Below are 16,816 nucleotides of genomic sequence, written 5' to 3' on the forward strand. Positions count from 1 at the left end.
CTAGGCCGGCTCGCGCTCCTTCGCGGAGGCCGGAGCAGGAGCCGGTGCGGGAGCAGTGATCGGCTTCTGGCGGTCCGCGTCCCGGGTGCGGCGGTCGAGGGCATCGAGGAAGGTCGTCATCTCGATACGCATCAGCGCCAGCTGGGCGGCGGCCAGGTCGGCCCGGCGGCGCTGCTCGCGCGCGATGAAGGCGTGGATCGCGGCGACATAGCATGTAGCGTAAAGGGTGAAGCCCAACGCCGGTGCGTCGAGCCGAAACATCGCCAGCGTTACGACCGTCAGGACGAGCACCAGCAGCGCATGCAGTGTCCGCCGCGCCAGCAGCACCAGCAGCAGCGGCGGGAGATAACCGAGCAGGCCGATCGGACCGGCATTGCCGGACAGGTAATCGGATCCGAAGGCGAGAAACTGGTCGAACAGGGCCAGTCCGGTCGGAAACAGCTCAAGCAGCTCTTGCATGTCATTCCCTCGCTGCCCCCGTCCGGGTGTAGCAATGCGGTCTCTCCGCCGGTAGCGCCCGATCGGCGCATCCACCCTTGATCGCGTCGTGTGCACCCAAGGGCGTAGGCGCGGCGTTTCTCCACCGATGGCGCTGCCGGATCGACGCCGGATGCGCCAGCGGACGCCCGCCCGTTGAGACTCTCAACAAACCGCGGCGCTTGGAGTTATCTCCTCGCAAGGCCGTGAACATGGCAACCTGTGCGGCAGGGTTTGGCCAGGTGGTCCGGTTCACTCGCAAAGGGTGAGCGGAATGTACACTGCGGAGGGTAATCCTGGGTCGACGGGGCGTCTCGTCCTCGTTTACGACGAGCTGCCGATGCGCCGTGCCGAACTGACCGCATTTCTCTCGCATTGGGCCGTGCTCGAACGAGTCGGGTTGATGGCCGCCGGCATGCCCGAGGCTGAGGACAACAGTGAACTCAATCCGCAATGCCTCATGGTGGTCTTCTCCATCGGCAGCCTGCCGCTGGAACGCTCCCCCGCCTTTCAGCAGTTGCTCGCCATTGCCGAGCAGCACAACGAGATCCCTGCCGTCATCCTCGCCGAAGCCGGTAGCGCCCGCGATGCGGCGACTGCCTTCCAGGCCGGCGCCAGGGGCTATATCCCGGCTTCGATCGAGCCGGAGGTAGCGCTGCGGGCGCTATCCTTCATCCTGCATGGCGGACATTTCTTCCCACCGAGCGCCTTGCAGGTTCCGCGCTCGGGCAGTCGCGGCGGCACCGACGATGGCGGTAGCCACGCCCGCGGCGTGTTCGGCGTGGTCTACCGCCTGCGCCGGGGCGACCCGCAGCAGCGGCGGGCCACCACGTCGTGACGCAGTTCACGTTCGAAGCGGCCCACAAACGCCGTCGTTCCCCACAGACTCCGGCGTCATCCCCGCGAAGGCGGGGATCCAGTAGCCCCAGGCTCGGTGCCCGACTGGATTCCCGCCTTCGCGGGAATGACATTGTGAGTGGCGCGCCGCCCAGTCTGATCGTGAAGTGCTTTAGCGCCCGCTCAGGTTTCGCGGAAGCTGCGCCGGAAAGCGGCCTCGAACGGCTCCAGCAGATACTGGATCATGGTGCGCTCGCCGGTGACGATCAGCACTTCGGCCGGCATGCCGGGCACCAGCTCGGCATCGCCGATCTTGGCTGCCTCGGCGGTCGGCACTTCCACTCGCGCCAGATAGTAGGCCTGGCCGCTGCGCTCGTCGACGATCCGGTCGGCCGAGATGGTCCGCACGATGCCCTCGATGCGCGGCAGGCGGTAGGCCGCGAGCGAGGTGAGGTGGATGGCGGCCTGCTGGCCGACATGCACGACGTCGATATCCACCACCGCGACGCGGGCGTCGATCAGCAGTTGTTCGTCCGCCGGTACGATCTCCATGATCGGCTCGCCGCGCACCACCACGCCGCCCGGCGACTTGAAGCGCAGGTTGACGACATAGCCGCTGACCGGCGCGGTCACCACGGTACGGTCGAGTATGTCCTGGCTGGCGTTCAGCCGTTCGGTAACGCTGGCGAGCCCGGCGCGTGTCTTGTCGAGCTCGCCCGTGACATAGTCGGTGCTTTCCGCCGTGATCGAGAGCAGCTGCGACTCGATCTCGCCGCGCTTCTGCCCGGTCTCGGCGATGGTCGCCTCGTACTCGCCGCGTCGGCCCTCGAGTTCGGCCTGCTGGCGCTGCAACGCCAGCAGTTGCGACTTGGTGGTCAGCGCGTCCTCGAGCAGTTCCTGCTTGCCCGAGATTTCATCTGCCAGCAGCTCGATCTGCTTGGTGACCCCCGCGATCTGCGCCCTGAGCGCGCGGATCTGCTCGTCGCTCTGCGCCAGCCGCTCCTCCAGCACCTGGCGCTGCGCCTGTTGCAGCTCCTGCCGGCTTTTGAAGATGGCCAGCTGGCTCTCCATGATCGTGCGCACGCGATCGCCGTCGGCGCCGGTGAGTTCCGGCGGGAAGGTGATTTCCTTCTGCCCGAACAGTTCCGCCGTCAGCCGCGCGCGCGCCGCGAGATAGGTGCGATACTCGTCGAGCAGTGCGTCCCGCACCGAGGCGGCCTGCACCTGCTCGAGCAGCATCACGGCCTGCCCCTTGCTGACATAGTCGCCATCGCGCACCCGGATCTCCGAGATGACCCCGCCCTCGAGATGTTGCACCACGCGCCGGCTGCCATCCGGGCTGATGATGCCCGGGGCGACGGCGCCGGCGGCGAGAGGCACCGTGCCGGCCCAGGTGCCGAAACCGACGGCAAAGGCGGCGATGATGGCCCAGCCCAGCCGTGCCGGCCCGCGGATCGCCCGCTTGAGGCTGGGCGGCTCCGGCGGCTCGCGCAGGATGTCGGGAAGGTTGTACGGTGTCGCCGGCGCCAGCCGGGTGATGTTCATGTTCATGGGTTCACTCCCCCGAGCAAATGCGATGGGTAGGTCACTCGGCCAGCACAGGCTCGGTGACGACGCGTTGCGGCGCCGGGTTGTTGATGGGCGGCCGTGCCGCCGGATCGCCGGCCGCCTGGCGCAGCCGTTGCAGCACTTCGTCGCGGCTGCCCTGCAGCTCGATGCGGCCGCTGCGTAGGAACACCACGCGATCGGCGCAGGCGAGCGTGGACGGACGGTGCCCTACGATGACGAGCGCCGTGCCGGCCGCCTTGAGCTTGTTGATCGCCGCCCCGAGCGTGGCCTCGCCGGCCTGGTCGAGGCTGGCATTGGGTTCGTCGAGCACGATCACCCGCGGATCGCCGTAGACGGCGCGAGCCAGCCCAATGAGCTGGCGCTGTCCGCCCGACAGTCGCGAGCCGCCATCGCCGATCGGCGTGTCATAGCCCTGCGGCAGCGCCTGGATGAACTCGTGCGCATGCGACAGCAGGGCGGCGCGGATCACCTTGGTATCGTCGACCTCGCCCATGCGGGCGATGTTTTCGCGCACCGTGCCGGGAAAGAGTTCGACATCCTGCGGCAGGTAGCCGATCTGCGCGCCGATCTGCACCGGGTCCCAGTGGAACAGCTCCGAGCCGTCGAGCCGCACCTCGCCCGACGTCGGGATGGTCACGCCCGTCAGCACCCGGCACAGCGTGCTCTTGCCGCCGGCCGATGGGCCGATCACCGCCACGGCCTCGCCGGGAATGACCCGCATCGACACATTGTCGAGGATCGGCCCCCGGCTGCCGGGCGGAGCAAAGCTCACCCGCTCGAGGCTGAGATTGCCATAGGGCTCGGGCAGGCGGATGCGGTCGGGCTCCTGCGGGATCTGCTCGAGCCGTGACTTGAGCCGGCCATAGGCCGCCCGGGCGGCGACGAAATTGCGCCAGCTGCCCATCGCCTGTTCCACCGGCGCGAGCGCCCGGCCGAGCAGGATCGAGGACGCGATCATCGCGCCGCCCGAAACCTCGCCGGCAAGCAGCAGGTAGGCACCCGTGCCTAGGATCGCCGACTGCACGAAGAAGCGCAGGAATTTCGAGATGCCGACCACCAGCGCACCCCGCTCGGCCGCTTGCCGCGTGGCATCGAGCGCCGCCTGGTTGCCCGAGTTCCAGCGCTCGGTCAGCGCCGGCAGCATGCCCATGGCGCGTACCACCTCGGCGTTGCGGATCGCCGTGTCGGCATGCATCTGGGTCGCGATGCCCGCCGATGCCGCCGACAGCGTCAGGTTGCGGGTCAGGAGTTCGTTGAGCAGGCTCAGGCCGAGCAGCACCACCGTCGCCCCCACGGCCAGCATGCCGAGCAGCGGGTGCAGCATCCAGATCAGCAGCAGGAACAGCGGCGCCCACGGCGCGTCGAGGAACATGGTCAGTCCCTGCGAGGCGACGAAGCTCTGCACCTGCGACAGGTCGCGCAGCGACTGCCCGCCGGATGTGTCGCCCATCAGCCGGGCGCGGATGCTGGTCGAGAGCAGCATCGGTCCGAGCCGGGCGTTGAGCCATCCGCCCATTCGCACCATCAAGTTGGAGCGCATCGTGTCGAGCAGCCCCAGGCAGAGCAGGGCGCCGCCCACCAGCAGCGTCAGCATGACCAGCGTCTCGATCCGCCCGCTCACCAGCACCCGGTCGTAGACCTGCAGCATGTAGAGCGGCGAGGCCAGCAACAGCAGGTTGATGGCGAAGCTGAATATGGCGAGTATCCAGATACCGCCCCTGATCTCGGCGAAGGCCTTGTCGAGCTCGCCCGAGCGGCGGCGCTTGATACCCCTGTTATCCACGACCGGCATGACTGTCCCCTTAGACTGCCGCCCCCGGCAAAGTTGATTTTCAGGCGATGGTGTCGAAGAGCGGATCCACGAACACGTCGTTGGCGATCATCGTGGCGTAGTTCGCCTGCGCTGCCGCCAGGTTCGTGCCGAGCAGCACGATCGTGGTCTGCGTCGCGCCCACGAACTGGGCCGCGAACTGGCCGCCGGCCGAACCGAAGCTGTTGGTGACGGCGCTCGCGAACTGCAGGTCCTCGCCGGACTGGTAGTCCTGGATCACCGTGGTCCCCGCCAGCATGCGATAGGTGTCAATGCCGCCGGTCTGCCCACCCACGCCGTCGCCGAAGAAGTTGTGCGTGCCAATGCCGTTGGCGATCAGCAGGTCGGCGCCGCCGGCACCGCGGAGGATTTCGGTGCCGGCCGCCGCCGCACCGCTCACCAGCTTGTTGGCGTCCGTGCCTCCGGTAAGCGTATCGGAGAAGTTCGAGCCGATGATGTTCTCGATCGTATTGACCGTATCGCCGGCCGCATCGCCGCCCGTGCCCGTCGTCGCCGACGTCGGGACCGCGGTCAGCGTCAGCGAAACGGCGGCGCCCGAGGTCGAGTAGTCGATGGTGTCGATACCCGCGCCGCCGATGATCGTGTCGCCTCCGGCGCCGCCGCGGATCAGGTCGTCGCCGCTGCCGCCCTCGAGCCGGTTGACGCCCGAATTGCCGATCAGCACGTCGGCAAAGGTCGAGCCGATCAGGTTCTCGATATTGCTGATCTGGTCGCCCACGGCGTGCCCGCCGGACACCGTGGCGAGGCCGCCGGCCGTATCGTTCAACTGTATGCTGACACCCGCCGTCGAGGTGGCATAGTCGGCCGTGTCGATGCCGCCCAGGCCATTGATGATGTCGCCGCCAGCGCCGCCACGGAAGAAATTGTCCCCGCCATTGCCGATCAGCTGGTCGTTGCCGCCGGTGCCGATGATGTTCTCGACGTTGCGGACCTGGTCACCGAGTGCCCCGCCGCCGGTGGCGGCGTTGCCGCCCGCAGTGGGATTGAGCTGCAGCGCGATGGCCGTGGTGGCGGTGCTGTAGTCGACCGTGTCGTTGCCGTCGCCGCCGTCGGCGATGTCGTTGCCATTGCCGACGAGCAGCGTGTCGTCGCCGCCCATGCCGAACAGCTGATCGTTGCCGCTGCCGCCATCGAGGCGGTTGCCCAGCGCGCTGCCGGTCAGGATGTCGTCGTTGACCGTGCCGTTGATGTTCTCGATGCCGCTGATCTGGTCGCCTTCGGCGTGGCTGCCGATGCCGACTGTCGTTGCCACCGCGTCGAGAACGATCGTGACGCCCCCGGCGCCGGCCGCCACATTGGCATAGTCGATCGTGTCGTTGCCGGTCCCACCGATCAGCACGTCCGCGCCGGCATCGCCGCGCATGAGGTCGTTGCCCGCCCCGCCGTCGATGCGATTGTCGCCCGTGCTGCCGATCAGCTGGTCGTTGAAGGCCGAGCCGGTGACATTCTCCACTGTGTTGATCTGGTCGCCCTGTGCATCGCCGCCCGTGCCGGTCGTCGCCTGCGCCGGGTTGGCGGTCAGCGTGATGATTACGGCCGCCGACGAGGTGGAATAGTCCACCGTATCGATGCCGTCGCCGCCCACCAGGATGTCGGCGCCGGCGCCGCCGATCAGCGTATCGCTGCCGCCACCGCCCTGCAGCACGTTGACGCCGGCGCCGGCTGCGAGCGTGTCGTCGAAGGCCGAACCGGTGAGGTTCTCGATGCCCTCGAGCACGTCGCCCTGTGCATCACCACCTAGGCCCGAGCCATTGCCGCTGCCGTCGATGGTGACGTTCACGCCCTGTGCGGAGTCGCCATAATGGGCCGTATCGGTGCCGAGGCCGCCGATCAGCGTGTCGGCGCCGCCCAGGCCGCGCAGCTGGTCGTTGCCGGCCCCGCCGTCGAGCACGTTGGCCGCGCTGGCGCCGATCAGCTGGTCCCCGAAGGCCGACCCGACGATGTTCTCCATGGTGACCACGAGATCGCCCTGCGCGTCGCCGCCTACGGCGATGAAGCCGCCTGTGGTGCTGTCGGAGAGAGCCACCTGCACGAACGAGGCGGAGGCGGAATAATCGACCGTGTCGACGCCGTCGCCGCCGATGAGCACATCCGCGCCACCCAGGCCGATGAGCCGGTCGTCGCCGCCCTTGCCGTCGATCCGGTTGACCTGCGAGTTTCCCAGCAGCACGTCGTTCTCGCCCGAGCCGATCAGGTTCTCGATGCCCGAGAGCACGTCGCCCTCGGCGTCGCCGCCGCTGAGCGTGGCGCTGCCATCCTCGGCAAGCGCGATATTGACGGCGCTCGAGGTCGAGTACTCGGCCGTGTCGATGCCGAGACCCCCCACGATGATGTCGGCGCCGGCGCCGCCCATGAAGGTGTCGTTGAGTTCGCCGCCGATCAGCGTATCGGCGAAGGCCGAGCCGATGACGCGCTCGATCAGCTGCAGCCGATCGCCCTCGGCGTCGCCCCCCAGGCCCGTGCCCTCGGCCAGCGGGTTGGCGACGGTGGTATTGAGCGAAACCGTGACCGCGGCAGCCGATGCCGAATAGTCGGCCGTATCGAAGCCCGACTGGCCGATCAGCAGGTCCGCGCCACCGAGGCCGGCCAGCGTATTGTCGTGTCCGTCGCCGATGATCTGGTCGTCGAAGCCGGAGCCGGTGATATTCTCGATGTTGCTGAGCACGTCGCCCGCCGCGCCGCCGGCGACGATCCCGTTGGCGAGATCGATGCCGATGGCGTTGCCTTGCGAGTAGTCGGCCGTGTCGGAGCCCTCGCCACCGTCCATGATGTCGGCGCCGTTGCCGCCGGCCAGTTTGTCATCGCCCGCACCGCCATTGAGGGTGTCGTTGCCGTCGCCACCGTCGACGACGTCGTTGCCGTCGCCCCCATCCATGGTGTCGGCGCCGCCGTTGCCGAACAAGGTGTCGTTGCCTTCGTCGCCATTGACGACGTCATCGCCATCGCCGGCGATCAGCTCGTCATTGCCGGTGCCGCCCGACATGACGTCGAGCCCGATCGAGCCGTTCAGCCAGTCGTCGCCGGCCCCGCCGAACATGACGTCGTCGCCCAGGCTGCCGGAGAGCTCGTCGTCGCCCTCGCCGCCATCCATGGTGTCCGCGCCGTCGCCTGCCGAGAGCAGGTCGTCGCCGAAACCGCCGTGCATCACGTCGTCGCCGAAGCCGCCGAGCAGTGTGTCGTTGCCGCCGCCGCCATAGAGCCGGTCATTGCCGAAACCGCCGTCCAGCATGTCGTTGCCGCCCGTGGGCGTGCTGTCGACGCCGTCCGGATGGCCATCGCCGTCCTCGTCGTCCGGCACGCCGTCCATGTCGATATCGCTGATGCCGTCGCCGATCAGCGTGTCGTTGCCGTCCATGCCGCGCAATGTGTCGTTGCCGCCATTGCCGACCAGCAGGTTGTCGAGGCGGTTGCCGCTGATGGTGTCGTTGAGGTTCGAACCCCAGACGTTCTCGATGCTCAGCAGGGTGTCGCCATTGGCGTCGCCGCCGTTGCCACGCGAACTCCGGCTCGGATCCACCGACAGGGTGAGCATCACCGCCGCGCTGGAGGTGGAGTAGTCGGCCGTGTCGATGCCGTCGCCGCCATTGAGCGTGTCCGAACCGGCGCCGCCGCGCAGGATGTCGTTGCCGGCTCCGGCATTGAGGGTATCGGTGCCCGCGCCGCCATCAAGGATGTCGTCGCTGCCCGCCGCGTTGAGCACGTCGTTGCCGGCGCCGCCATCGAGATAGTCGCCGCCCGTCGTGGCAGCGCCGATCGTGATGCTGTCATTGCCGTTGAAGCCATTGATGCGGAAGCGGCCATCGCCGTTCTGGTTGAAGACGTCGCCGACGGTCGAGCTGTTGGAGAGGTTGAGCTCGGTATATATCGGCGCCGCGAGCAGGGCCGCCATCATCGCCATGGGCGAGGAGCTCAGCATCATCGACGATGCCTCGTTGCGACTTTCCTCCTGCGTCGCGGCCGGCTTCGGCGTCGAGCTGGAAGAGATGGTCACCTTGCGGGAAGAAACCGTGCGCGCCATTTTCGTAGCCTCCATGAGCCCCGCACCACCCCTGCCCGGTGCGGTTCTTCTTCATGCTAAGGCAGCTGTCGCGGGACCCGACACTGCGCGTTGGTGGACCCATCTTTGGGTGTACGCCTCGACCGTCGCCGAGGAGCGTTCGCTTCACGCGCGCCCACCCACCGGGTCATCCCCACGGAAGCGGGATCTCCGAAGAGCAGTCCACCTGTTCCCCTGTCGCAGGGCGACCGGCGCAATAAAAAAGGGCCCCGGCCAAGCCGGGACCCTCTCCGCGGACAGTGTGTTGCGCGGGGGCCGCCACACTGCCGGTGGGACCTGTCAGTCGACGGCCGAGAAGCCCGTCGCGGTGATGCTGGCCCAATCGTCGTTGGTCACTACGACAAGGTTCAGCTCGACGGCGCTGTCGTCGCCGAAGGCCTGGACGTCGATGGCGAAATACGCCTCGTTGCCGTCGATATCCACGCACACGTCGATCTCGTGGTCGACATCGAGATAGCTCGAGACATTGAAGTCCGCGCAGTAATCGAGGTTGATGCTCGAGTCGAAGTCATAGGAACCAGTTTCGTGTTCACCCCAGCTCATGATCATCTCCTGTTGGGACGGTTAGCTTTGGCCGGACACCGCGCCCGGACAGGTTGAGGCTAGGCTGTCTTCGGGCCGGGCGGCAGAGTGTATCAGGGCGTACAACCCCAAGGCGTAGGTGATCTGGTGCCTTGTCTATTTGGCGTAGTGCGGATTGTATTCACTGCATGACCCGCATTGCTTTTGTACGCGCAACTATGTTGCGGAGACACTGTCGTCCGGCAGGTTCGGGTACTCAGGCGATGGCGACTTCGACGACGCCGGTGATGGTGGACAGCGAGTCCTCGAGCGCGAGCGCATCGAATGTCACCGAGGCGTAGCTGTCATCGCCGAAGGCGTCGGCCTGGAAGGCGAAGACCGACACGTTGCCGTCGAACGCGAATGCATCGTCGCCGTCGTCGGCACCGCAATTGCAGCCCGGTTCGGGAGCCGCGCAACCATCATCGCAGGGCGGCGGCTCGGGATCGTCTTCCTGGCATTGCATTGGATCGTCGAGCACGACGCCGTCGAAGTCGACCGAGGCGGACTGGATCGTCACCGTGCCACCTGGGCCGCTCGCTGTGAACGTCTCCAGCTCCTCGATCTGGATGTAGCTGTCGACCGGTCCTACCACCACGTACCAGATGGTGGTCGAGGCGAAGGGATCGAAGTCCTCGGCAGCGGCGGCCGCGACGAGGTCGGCGGAAAGCGACAGCGTGGAGGACGAGCCGTGGTCGGCCGCCAGCGCCTCGACCAGCATCTGGGCATAGGTGTCCACGCCCACGGCCGTCGCGTCGCCGGAAAAGACCAGGGCGCTGCCCTCGCCGCTGCCGGGTGCTGACCCGACCTCGACCTGCACGACGTCGACATAGATCACGATCTCCGTCGATCCGTCGGAGGCGGTGCTGATGCTGGCGTAGCCCGTATCGATGCTGGAGTCCCGCGTCACTGGCATTTTGGGCGCCCTCCCCATCGTCATCCGATCAGGGGATCATGCTACAGGCGCGCCCGCACCGCGTTCAGACGTTCAATGATGGATACGCCCTAATTGGCTCTATCGGCATCACGGCGCAGCTAATCCATGCGGATGATGACCCGAAGTCGGGCTGGCCCATATCAGCCGAGCTCGCCCAGGTAGAGCCCAATCTGGAACAGCAACTGATGGTCCGCCGTGAGCTGGCCGGCATCGTCGCCGAACAGATCCTGCAGCAGCGGCAGGGCGGCCGTGTCCGAGAAGCTGCCGCGCCGGGGCAGGGCGGCATAGCCGGGGTTGAAGGCGAAGAACTCGTCCAGCGTCAGCTCGGCCCGGCTGCGGCCGAAATCGAAGGTCAGCACCAGGTCGTCGGCATCGCCGCTGGCGCGCTGCAGCGTCACCACGGTGCCGTTGAGCTGGCGTAGCGCGGCCTCGCTGTCCCAGTCGCCCGCGGGCATCACCAGCCGGTCGCCGCCAGCCAGCGAGAAATCCATGATCACGTCGGAGTCGAAGTCGCCCGTGATCCAGTAGAGGTCGCCGCCGGCCCCGCCCCAGTAGCGATCGTCGTCGTCGCCGTGCTCGGCCCCGAGCCTGAAGATGTCATTGCCGCTGCCGCCCCGCACCGTGTCGCGGCCCTCGCCGGCATCGATCAGGTCGTCGCCTGCTCCACCATCCACCATGTCGCGGCTGTCGCCTCCCATCACGAGGTCGTTGCCGTCCCCGCCGTTGAGCGTGTCGTCGCCCCGCCCGCCGAACAGCCAATCGTCTCCGCTCCCGCCCTCGATCCGGTCGTCGGCGTCCTCGCCGAACACCGTGTCGTTGCCGGCGCCCGCCCTGATCTGGTCGCGGCCCTGGCCGCCGAAGATCCAGTCTTCGCCATTGCCGGTGGTCACTCGGTCGTCGCCCCGGCCGGCCTCGACCAGGGCATCCGTGTTGCCGGTCGTGATGACGTTGTCCTTCGAGGTGCCAGCATAGCGCTCGTAGCTGATATCGCCGTCGACCGCCGCCGTAGCAAGAAGCGCGGTACTCGACAGCTGGTTCTCGAGCGCCAGCGTGTCCGCCTGCAGGTCGACGTAACCGTTGTCGCCGCGTGCTTCGATCGAGGCCGAAAATTCCGCCAGGTTGCCGGACAGTTGCAGCTCTGGCGCGGGCCCGCTGCTCTCGCCACCGCGCTCGCTCGAAAAATCCAGCCACTTGAGGTCCAGTGCGAAGAAGTCGAGGTCGACCATCGAGACGGTGCTCGCCCCCTCCGCACTGCCACCCTCGCTGCTATGCGTGTTGATGGCTATGAAATCGGCGCCCGCGATATCGAGCTGGGCATAGCTCGTCGCAAAGGCGGCGCCGCTACCCGATAGCGAGGCGGCGATGGCGGAGGTCATGCCGGCCGCGTAGCTCAGCAGCCCTCGGTCGACCACCGTGACATTGGCGTTGACGCTCGAGAACGTGTCCTCGCCGACCGCGTCGGCCCCGGCAGCGACGGTGACTGCCATGCCGCCGTGGAACGGCACCGTCGACACCTGAACCGGGCTTCCGCGCCCATCCCGGTCATTGCCGCACCCGCTTCCACCGTTCCGCTTGGTACCCATCGCCCGAACCTCCACCGATAGGTGCATGAGATACTGGACCGAGCGTTCGGGTCGATGGGCGCGTTAAGCCATTCGCCTTATGGCCGAGAGGGGAGGGGGCGAAGGCCTATCACTTTGGGTGGAGGGGATTAGTCCGTCGCGCGGCCTTCCAAGGAAATGCCGCGCGACTGGGTCGCGCGGCACGTCCATCTGCAACCGCATTGGGACCTACCAGGTCGGCTGCAGCGGTGGTGGAGTCTCTGCGGTGGCCAGGTGGGAGCCGTTGACGCTCTGCGTGGATGCCGCGGCCAGCAGCGCCGCCTGCGTTCGGTTGGATGCGCCCAGCTTCCGCATGATCTGGCGCACGTGAACCTTGACGGTCGACTCCTGCATGTCGAGGTCGCGCGCGATGACCTTGTTGGATTTGCCCAGCCGCAGCCGGTCGAGCACCTCGTGCTGCCGTCGGGTCAGCCGGTCTGCATCGCCGTGGATGGCAGTGCTGAAGCCCGCGCCTTCCCGAGCCGCCGACACCGATTGCAGCAACGCTTCCCGCGGGAAATACGTGCCGCCGCCGATGACGAAGGCAAACGCCTGGAGGGCGATCTGCGGCTCGATGCTGGTCGGCATGAACGCCTGGTGGCCGAGGCGTGCCGCAAGGATCGCCTCTTCCGGTTCGGTACGGTCCGACAGCACCACGCACGGAATGCCCGGCAACATGTCGCGGACGTCGCAGGCCCAGTGCATGGGCTCGGCGGCATGCAGCGAGGCGCCGCCGATACTGAAGATGACGAACTTGGGCTCCAGGCTCGATAGGAATTCGAGTCCAAGTTCCGTGGGCGGGATCGGGACGGTGGATATGCCTTGTGCGTTGGCCCAGGGTTCAACCAGGGCGACTAGTCCGGCACGGCGCAGTTCCATGGCATCGACGATCAGAACGACAGGAAGACGAGTGGCCTCCATGGTAACCCCCAAGACGACGACCGAGGTCGTACGGTTTGGCCCCACCGCTTGTAACTTCGGTATTACGCCACAGCGCACACGTGGCGCTTAGTCGAATGCATAAAGGGGAAGGAAGTATCTCTGCCTAACATTGGTAGATCGTAACTGATCGTGCGGCGAAAAGAAACTCTCCCTAATGAGAATAGTACATTCGGCGTAGGTCCGGATCGCAAATATAGGCATAGTTGCTTTCTACATAGGAGGATTATGCCTTTCTATATAGACAGCAGCCTACTCATCCTCAGGCTCCGGCCTGGCCGCCAGCATGGCCGCCACGCTGGCCCGGTTGTGCACGCTGAGCACTCGGAACAGGGCGTTCACATGCGCTTTCACGGTGCCTTCGGCCAGCCCGAGGCTGCGGGCGATCTCCTTGTTGGTCTTGCCCTCGGAGATGAGGTGCATCACGTCGTGCTGTCGCGAGGTCAATGCCGGCGCGCGGCGATCGGGGCTACCCTCGCTCCGTTCGAGCGTCGCCGGGTGGTTGGCCGGCATGTTCGGCGAGCTGTCGTCGAGCACATCCGAAAGCGTCGGCGGCACGTAGATCTGTCCATTCACGATGCTGGTCAGTGCCTGCACCATCTCGTTGATGCTGAGCGTGCGCGGCACGAAGCCATGCACCCCCACCGCAAGGGCGCGCAGGATGTCCTCGCGCCGGCTCGGGCCGGCGATGACGGCGAGGCGCAGGTCGGCATAGGCCACGCGCAGGCTGGCCAGGCTCGCCAGTCCGTCCATGTCGGGCAGCGACAGGTCCAGCAAAGCCAGGGAGATCGACGAGTTTCCGGATAAATGCCGCGTCGCGGTTTCAAAATCAGCAGCCACGATGACTTCCGTGAAACCAAGTCTACGCTCGAGCAAGTCCTTCACGGCGGTGCTGAACAGTTCCTGGCTGTCAGCAACCAGGGCGCATCTTGTGGACGGCCACATGGTACATCTCGCTAGCCACGTACGCGATTATCTTCCCATACCCACTTTTATCACGACTGTCAGCAGTCGAGTCGAGCACGAGCTCGTCGGACTGCTGTTGGAGCGAGGGAATTTCGGGCCTGCGCTGAGCCTCAGCCGGTCGACTCGACCACGAGATTGACCCGGTCGCCGCGGAAGCAGGACTCGCCGTAGGTGACCGGCCGCCCGTCAGGGTCCACCTCCAGCTTGTACGTCACCAGCAGCGTCTGGTTGCGCCGCATCTCCAGCCGGTTCGCCTCGTAGGCCGAGGGTTGCCGGCTGACGATGCGCGAGCTCTTGCGGCGATAGTCGCGCACCCCATAGGCCGCCAGCGCCGCGCTGTGCGAGCGCATCTCGCGCACCTTCTCGCCGATTCCTTCGAACCGGGGCAGGGTGTAGAAATCCCGCACCAGCGCGATCGGCCGGTCGTCGACCAGCGACAGCGTCTCGATCGTCACCACCTCGGCGCCATCTTCGAGCCCGAGCGCACGGCAGGTATCGAGGCTCGCGAACTCTACCCGGTCATCGAGATACTCGCGCCGTCCCTTCAGGTTGAGCCGCCTCATATTGTCCGAAAAGCGCGTGCGCGGCCCGATGGTGAAGGGGATCACGTGCTCTGCGACGAAAAGTCCGCGCCCATGCACGATCTCCACCAGCCCTTCCGCTTCGAGGGCCGAGAGCGCCAGCCGTATGGTGTGGCGACTCACCCCGTGCAACTCGGCCAGTTGCCGCTCGGGCGGCAGCTTCTGGCCGGCCACCAGCCGGTGCTGGTCGATATCATTGAGAATGGCACTGAACACCCCGCGCCAGCGCGGGTTGGAAGCCCCAGTGTCGTTGCCAAATGCCGGGTTCATCACCGCATCTGCCCCGCTCGGAACTGTCCCGAAAGACGAAAGTTGACGAAGCGCACAGCGTGCCAGAGCGGCGTGTAGCTTTGATGTCGGCGGGCCCTCGGGAGCCCCTTCCGAACCTCTCCGCCGATTGGTCCGTCATCGCCTCTACGGGTTCGCCCTCTATCAGGCGCTCCAGCATTCCACCTGGAGACAGATGATGTTCCATCACACCAAGCTCGGGCGGGGAGCGGTCGCGCTCTTCGCTCTCGCCATGCTCGGCAGCACAGCGCTGGCGCAGCCCACCGAGTACCACGAAGCCCCGGCCTTCGCCGACATGGTCGCCGCCGGCACCATCCCGACGCTCGCCGACCGCCTGCCGGAGAGTCCGCTGGTCATGTCCGCCGCCGAGATCGGCACCTATGGCGGCACCATCCGCATGAACGGGCTGTCCGGCGACCACTGGCCGCTGCTCTATTTCATCGGCTCCGAGCTGCTCTATCGCTTCAACAACGACCAGCAGCCCATGCCCGGCCTCGCCGAGAGCTATGACGTCAATGCCGACGCCACCGAGTACGTGCTGCACCTGCGCAAGGGCCTGAAGTGGTCCGACGGCGAGCCTTACACCGTCGACGACATCCTGTTCTGGTTCGAGGACATCGCCCTCAACGAAGAATTCAATCCGGGCAAGGGCCTCAATGGCTGGTTCGGCGGACTGCCTCCGAACTTCCGCATGGCCATCGACGGCCAGACCGTGCCGCCCAAGCTCGAAAAGATCGATGACGTGACCCTCAAGGTCACCTTCCCGCAGCCTTCGGGCACCTTCATCGTCGGCCTCGCCAGCGCCGAGGGCAACGGCTCGACCCGCCTGCCGGCCCACTACCTCAAGCAGTTCCACCCCAAGTACAACCCGAACGTCGACGCGCTCGCCGCCGAGCTCGGCTTTGCCGACTGGCCGACCATGATGCGCGCCAAGATGGACTTCTGGACCAACCCGGAAGTGCCGACCATGCATGCCTGGAAGCTGCAGGCCGGCTTCGGCTCCTCGACCATCGTCGAGGCCACCCGCAATCCCTACTACTGGAAGGTCGACACGCAGGGGAACCAGCTCCCCTATGTCGATACCGTCCGCTACACCACGGTCGAGGACAACGAAGTCGCGCTGCTCCAGACCATGGCCGGTGAAGTCGACTTCAAGTTCGGTAGCGCCGTCACCTCGCCCGATAACCAGGCCGTGCTGCTCGAGAATGCCGAGAAGGGCCACTATCGCCTGGCCCCGACCGCCGCTCCCTCGGTGGTCACCAGCTTCGACCTCAACGAGACGGTCACCGATCCGGTCAAGCGCGAAGTCTTCCGCAACAAGGACTTCCGCATCGGCCTCAGCCACGCGATGAACCGCACCGAGATTTCCGACCTGGTCTATTTCGGCGTCAAGCAGCCGGCCCAGTTCGCGCCGACCGCCGTCTCGCCGATCTATGACAAGGAATTCGCCGAGCAGTACACCGAGTACAGCCCCGAGCTCGCCAACGAGCATCTCGATAAGGTCCTGCCCAACAAGGACGCCGAAGGCTTCCGCCTCGGTCCGGACGGCAAGCGCTTCAGCTTCGTGCTCGAAACCCACGCCAACGCGCCCGACCGTGTCGCGACGCTCGAGCTGATGCAGCGCTACTTCGCCGATGTCGGCGTCGAGACCACCATCTCGACCCTCGACGGCAAGCTGCTCACCCAGCGCCGCACCGGCAACGACTTCGACAGCCACCTCGGCGTCACCACCACCGGCAACCTCGCCGCCATCCTCAACTTCAACCCCTTCCCGATCTACACCTGGCCCAACAACGACGAGTACAACGGCGTGCTATGGTCCAACTGGTACCTCGGTATCCAGCCCAACGAGGAACCGCCGGTGGAGGTCAAGACCGGCCTCGAGCTGATGGCCAAGATGCGCTCCACCCCGGTGCGTGAAGAGCAGATCAAGTACGGCCTCGAGCTGATGGCGAATGCCCGCGACCAGTTCCTCACCATGGGCACCGTGCGCGATGGCGACAGCTACACCATCGTCAACTCGGACCTGATGAACGTCGTCGACCCGATCTTCCCGCAGTACTTCGCGCCCGGCACGATCGATCCGGAAATCCTCTTCTACAAGAAGTAGACGCCCCTCACCGACCGCAAGCCGGGGTGGGTGACCATCCCGGCACCCCCATTTTCATGCCG

12 protein-coding genes are annotated in these 16,816 nt (G+C 66.4%); 2 read left to right on the forward strand and 10 right to left on the reverse strand.

What is annotated here, in order from left to right:
* Window positions 1-459 (reverse strand): hypothetical protein, encoded by a 459-nt coding sequence (locus AC3A6I_RS02740; RefSeq protein WP_487541651.1) that lies wholly within the window; start codon window positions 457-459, stop codon window positions 1-3.
* Between the two features lie 292 nt (window positions 460-751).
* On the opposite strand from AC3A6I_RS02740, the gene AC3A6I_RS02745 reads away from it, so the two are divergent.
* Window positions 752-1,315: a hypothetical protein gene (locus AC3A6I_RS02745; protein WP_487541652.1), complete on the forward strand. Its 564-nt coding sequence runs from the start codon at window positions 752-754 to the stop codon at window positions 1,313-1,315.
* A 182-nt stretch (window positions 1,316-1,497) separates the two neighbouring features.
* Here the strand turns inward: AC3A6I_RS02745 and AC3A6I_RS02750 are convergent, their stop codons facing one another.
* The 9 genes from AC3A6I_RS02750 to phnF form a co-directional block, all read right to left on the reverse strand.
* Window positions 1,498-2,865: an HlyD family type I secretion periplasmic adaptor subunit gene (locus tag AC3A6I_RS02750; RefSeq protein WP_487541653.1), complete on the reverse strand. Its 1,368-nt coding sequence runs from the start codon at window positions 2,863-2,865 to the stop codon at window positions 1,498-1,500.
* A gap of 34 nt (window positions 2,866-2,899) precedes the next feature.
* Entirely contained in the window at window positions 2,900-4,675 is a 1,776-nt protein-coding gene (locus AC3A6I_RS02755; RefSeq protein WP_487541654.1) for a type I secretion system permease/ATPase, read from the reverse strand.
* Window positions 4,676-4,715: 40 nt separating this feature from the next.
* Window positions 4,716-8,732 carry a beta strand repeat-containing protein gene (locus AC3A6I_RS02760; RefSeq protein WP_487541655.1) on the reverse strand — a complete coding sequence of 1,339 codons (4,017 nt, stop codon included), beginning with the start codon at window positions 8,730-8,732 and terminating at the stop codon, window positions 4,716-4,718.
* Window positions 8,733-9,050: 318 nt separating this feature from the next.
* Window positions 9,051-9,314, reverse strand: coding sequence for a hypothetical protein (locus tag AC3A6I_RS02765; protein ID WP_487541656.1), 264 nt, complete (start codon window positions 9,312-9,314; stop codon window positions 9,051-9,053).
* A gap of 235 nt (window positions 9,315-9,549) precedes the next feature.
* Complete coding sequence (locus AC3A6I_RS02770; RefSeq protein ID WP_487541657.1) at window positions 9,550-10,248, reverse strand: hypothetical protein; 699 nt, start codon at window positions 10,246-10,248, stop codon at window positions 9,550-9,552.
* 161 nt (window positions 10,249-10,409) lie between these two features.
* Entirely contained in the window at window positions 10,410-11,783 is a 1,374-nt protein-coding gene (locus AC3A6I_RS02775; protein WP_487541658.1) for a calcium-binding protein, read from the reverse strand.
* Window positions 11,784-12,059: 276 nt separating this feature from the next.
* The gene (locus tag AC3A6I_RS02780; RefSeq protein WP_487541659.1) at window positions 12,060-12,791 is read right to left on the reverse strand and encodes a response regulator transcription factor; all 732 of its coding nucleotides are present in this window, start codon (window positions 12,789-12,791) and stop codon (window positions 12,060-12,062) included.
* A gap of 270 nt (window positions 12,792-13,061) precedes the next feature.
* Window positions 13,062-13,754: a LuxR C-terminal-related transcriptional regulator gene (locus tag AC3A6I_RS02785; RefSeq protein ID WP_487541660.1), complete on the reverse strand. Its 693-nt coding sequence runs from the start codon at window positions 13,752-13,754 to the stop codon at window positions 13,062-13,064.
* Window positions 13,755-13,885: 131 nt separating this feature from the next.
* Complete coding sequence (gene phnF / locus AC3A6I_RS02790) at window positions 13,886-14,626, reverse strand: phosphonate metabolism transcriptional regulator PhnF (protein WP_487541661.1); 741 nt, start codon at window positions 14,624-14,626, stop codon at window positions 13,886-13,888.
* A gap of 196 nt (window positions 14,627-14,822) precedes the next feature.
* Here phnF and AC3A6I_RS02795 point away from each other — a divergent pair, with 196 nt between their 5' ends.
* Entirely contained in the window at window positions 14,823-16,754 is a 1,932-nt protein-coding gene (locus AC3A6I_RS02795) for an ABC transporter substrate-binding protein (protein WP_487541662.1), read from the forward strand.
* The last annotated feature ends 62 nt before the right edge of the window (window positions 16,755-16,816 follow it).

It is taken from the genome of Devosia sp. Soil_C_22 (assembly GCF_057657195.1).

What these genes read in the sequence shown, in the direction of transcription:
- AC3A6I_RS02740 (WP_487541651.1), bottom strand. Translation starts at nt 459, where the DNA reads ATGCAAGAGCTGCTTGAGCTGTTTCCGACCGGACTGGCCCTGTTCGAC.
- AC3A6I_RS02745 (WP_487541652.1), top strand. Translation starts at nt 752, where the DNA reads ATGTACACTGCGGAGGGTAATCCTGGGTCGACGGGGCGTCTCGTCCTC.
- AC3A6I_RS02750 (WP_487541653.1), bottom strand. Translation starts at nt 2,865, where the DNA reads ATGAACATGAACATCACCCGGCTGGCGCCGGCGACACCGTACAACCTT.
- AC3A6I_RS02755 (WP_487541654.1), bottom strand. Translation starts at nt 4,675, where the DNA reads ATGCCGGTCGTGGATAACAGGGGTATCAAGCGCCGCCGCTCGGGCGAG.
- AC3A6I_RS02760 (WP_487541655.1), bottom strand. Translation starts at nt 8,732, where the DNA reads ATGGCGCGCACGGTTTCTTCCCGCAAGGTGACCATCTCTTCCAGCTCG.
- AC3A6I_RS02765 (WP_487541656.1), bottom strand. Translation starts at nt 9,314, where the DNA reads ATGAGCTGGGGTGAACACGAAACTGGTTCCTATGACTTCGACTCGAGC.
- AC3A6I_RS02770 (WP_487541657.1), bottom strand. Translation starts at nt 10,248, where the DNA reads ATGCCAGTGACGCGGGACTCCAGCATCGATACGGGCTACGCCAGCATC.
- AC3A6I_RS02780 (WP_487541659.1), bottom strand. Translation starts at nt 12,791, where the DNA reads ATGGAGGCCACTCGTCTTCCTGTCGTTCTGATCGTCGATGCCATGGAA.
- AC3A6I_RS02785 (WP_487541660.1), bottom strand. Translation starts at nt 13,754, where the DNA reads ATGTGGCCGTCCACAAGATGCGCCCTGGTTGCTGACAGCCAGGAACTG.
- phnF (WP_487541661.1), bottom strand. Translation starts at nt 14,626, where the DNA reads ATGAACCCGGCATTTGGCAACGACACTGGGGCTTCCAACCCGCGCTGG.
- AC3A6I_RS02795 (WP_487541662.1), top strand. Translation starts at nt 14,823, where the DNA reads ATGTTCCATCACACCAAGCTCGGGCGGGGAGCGGTCGCGCTCTTCGCT.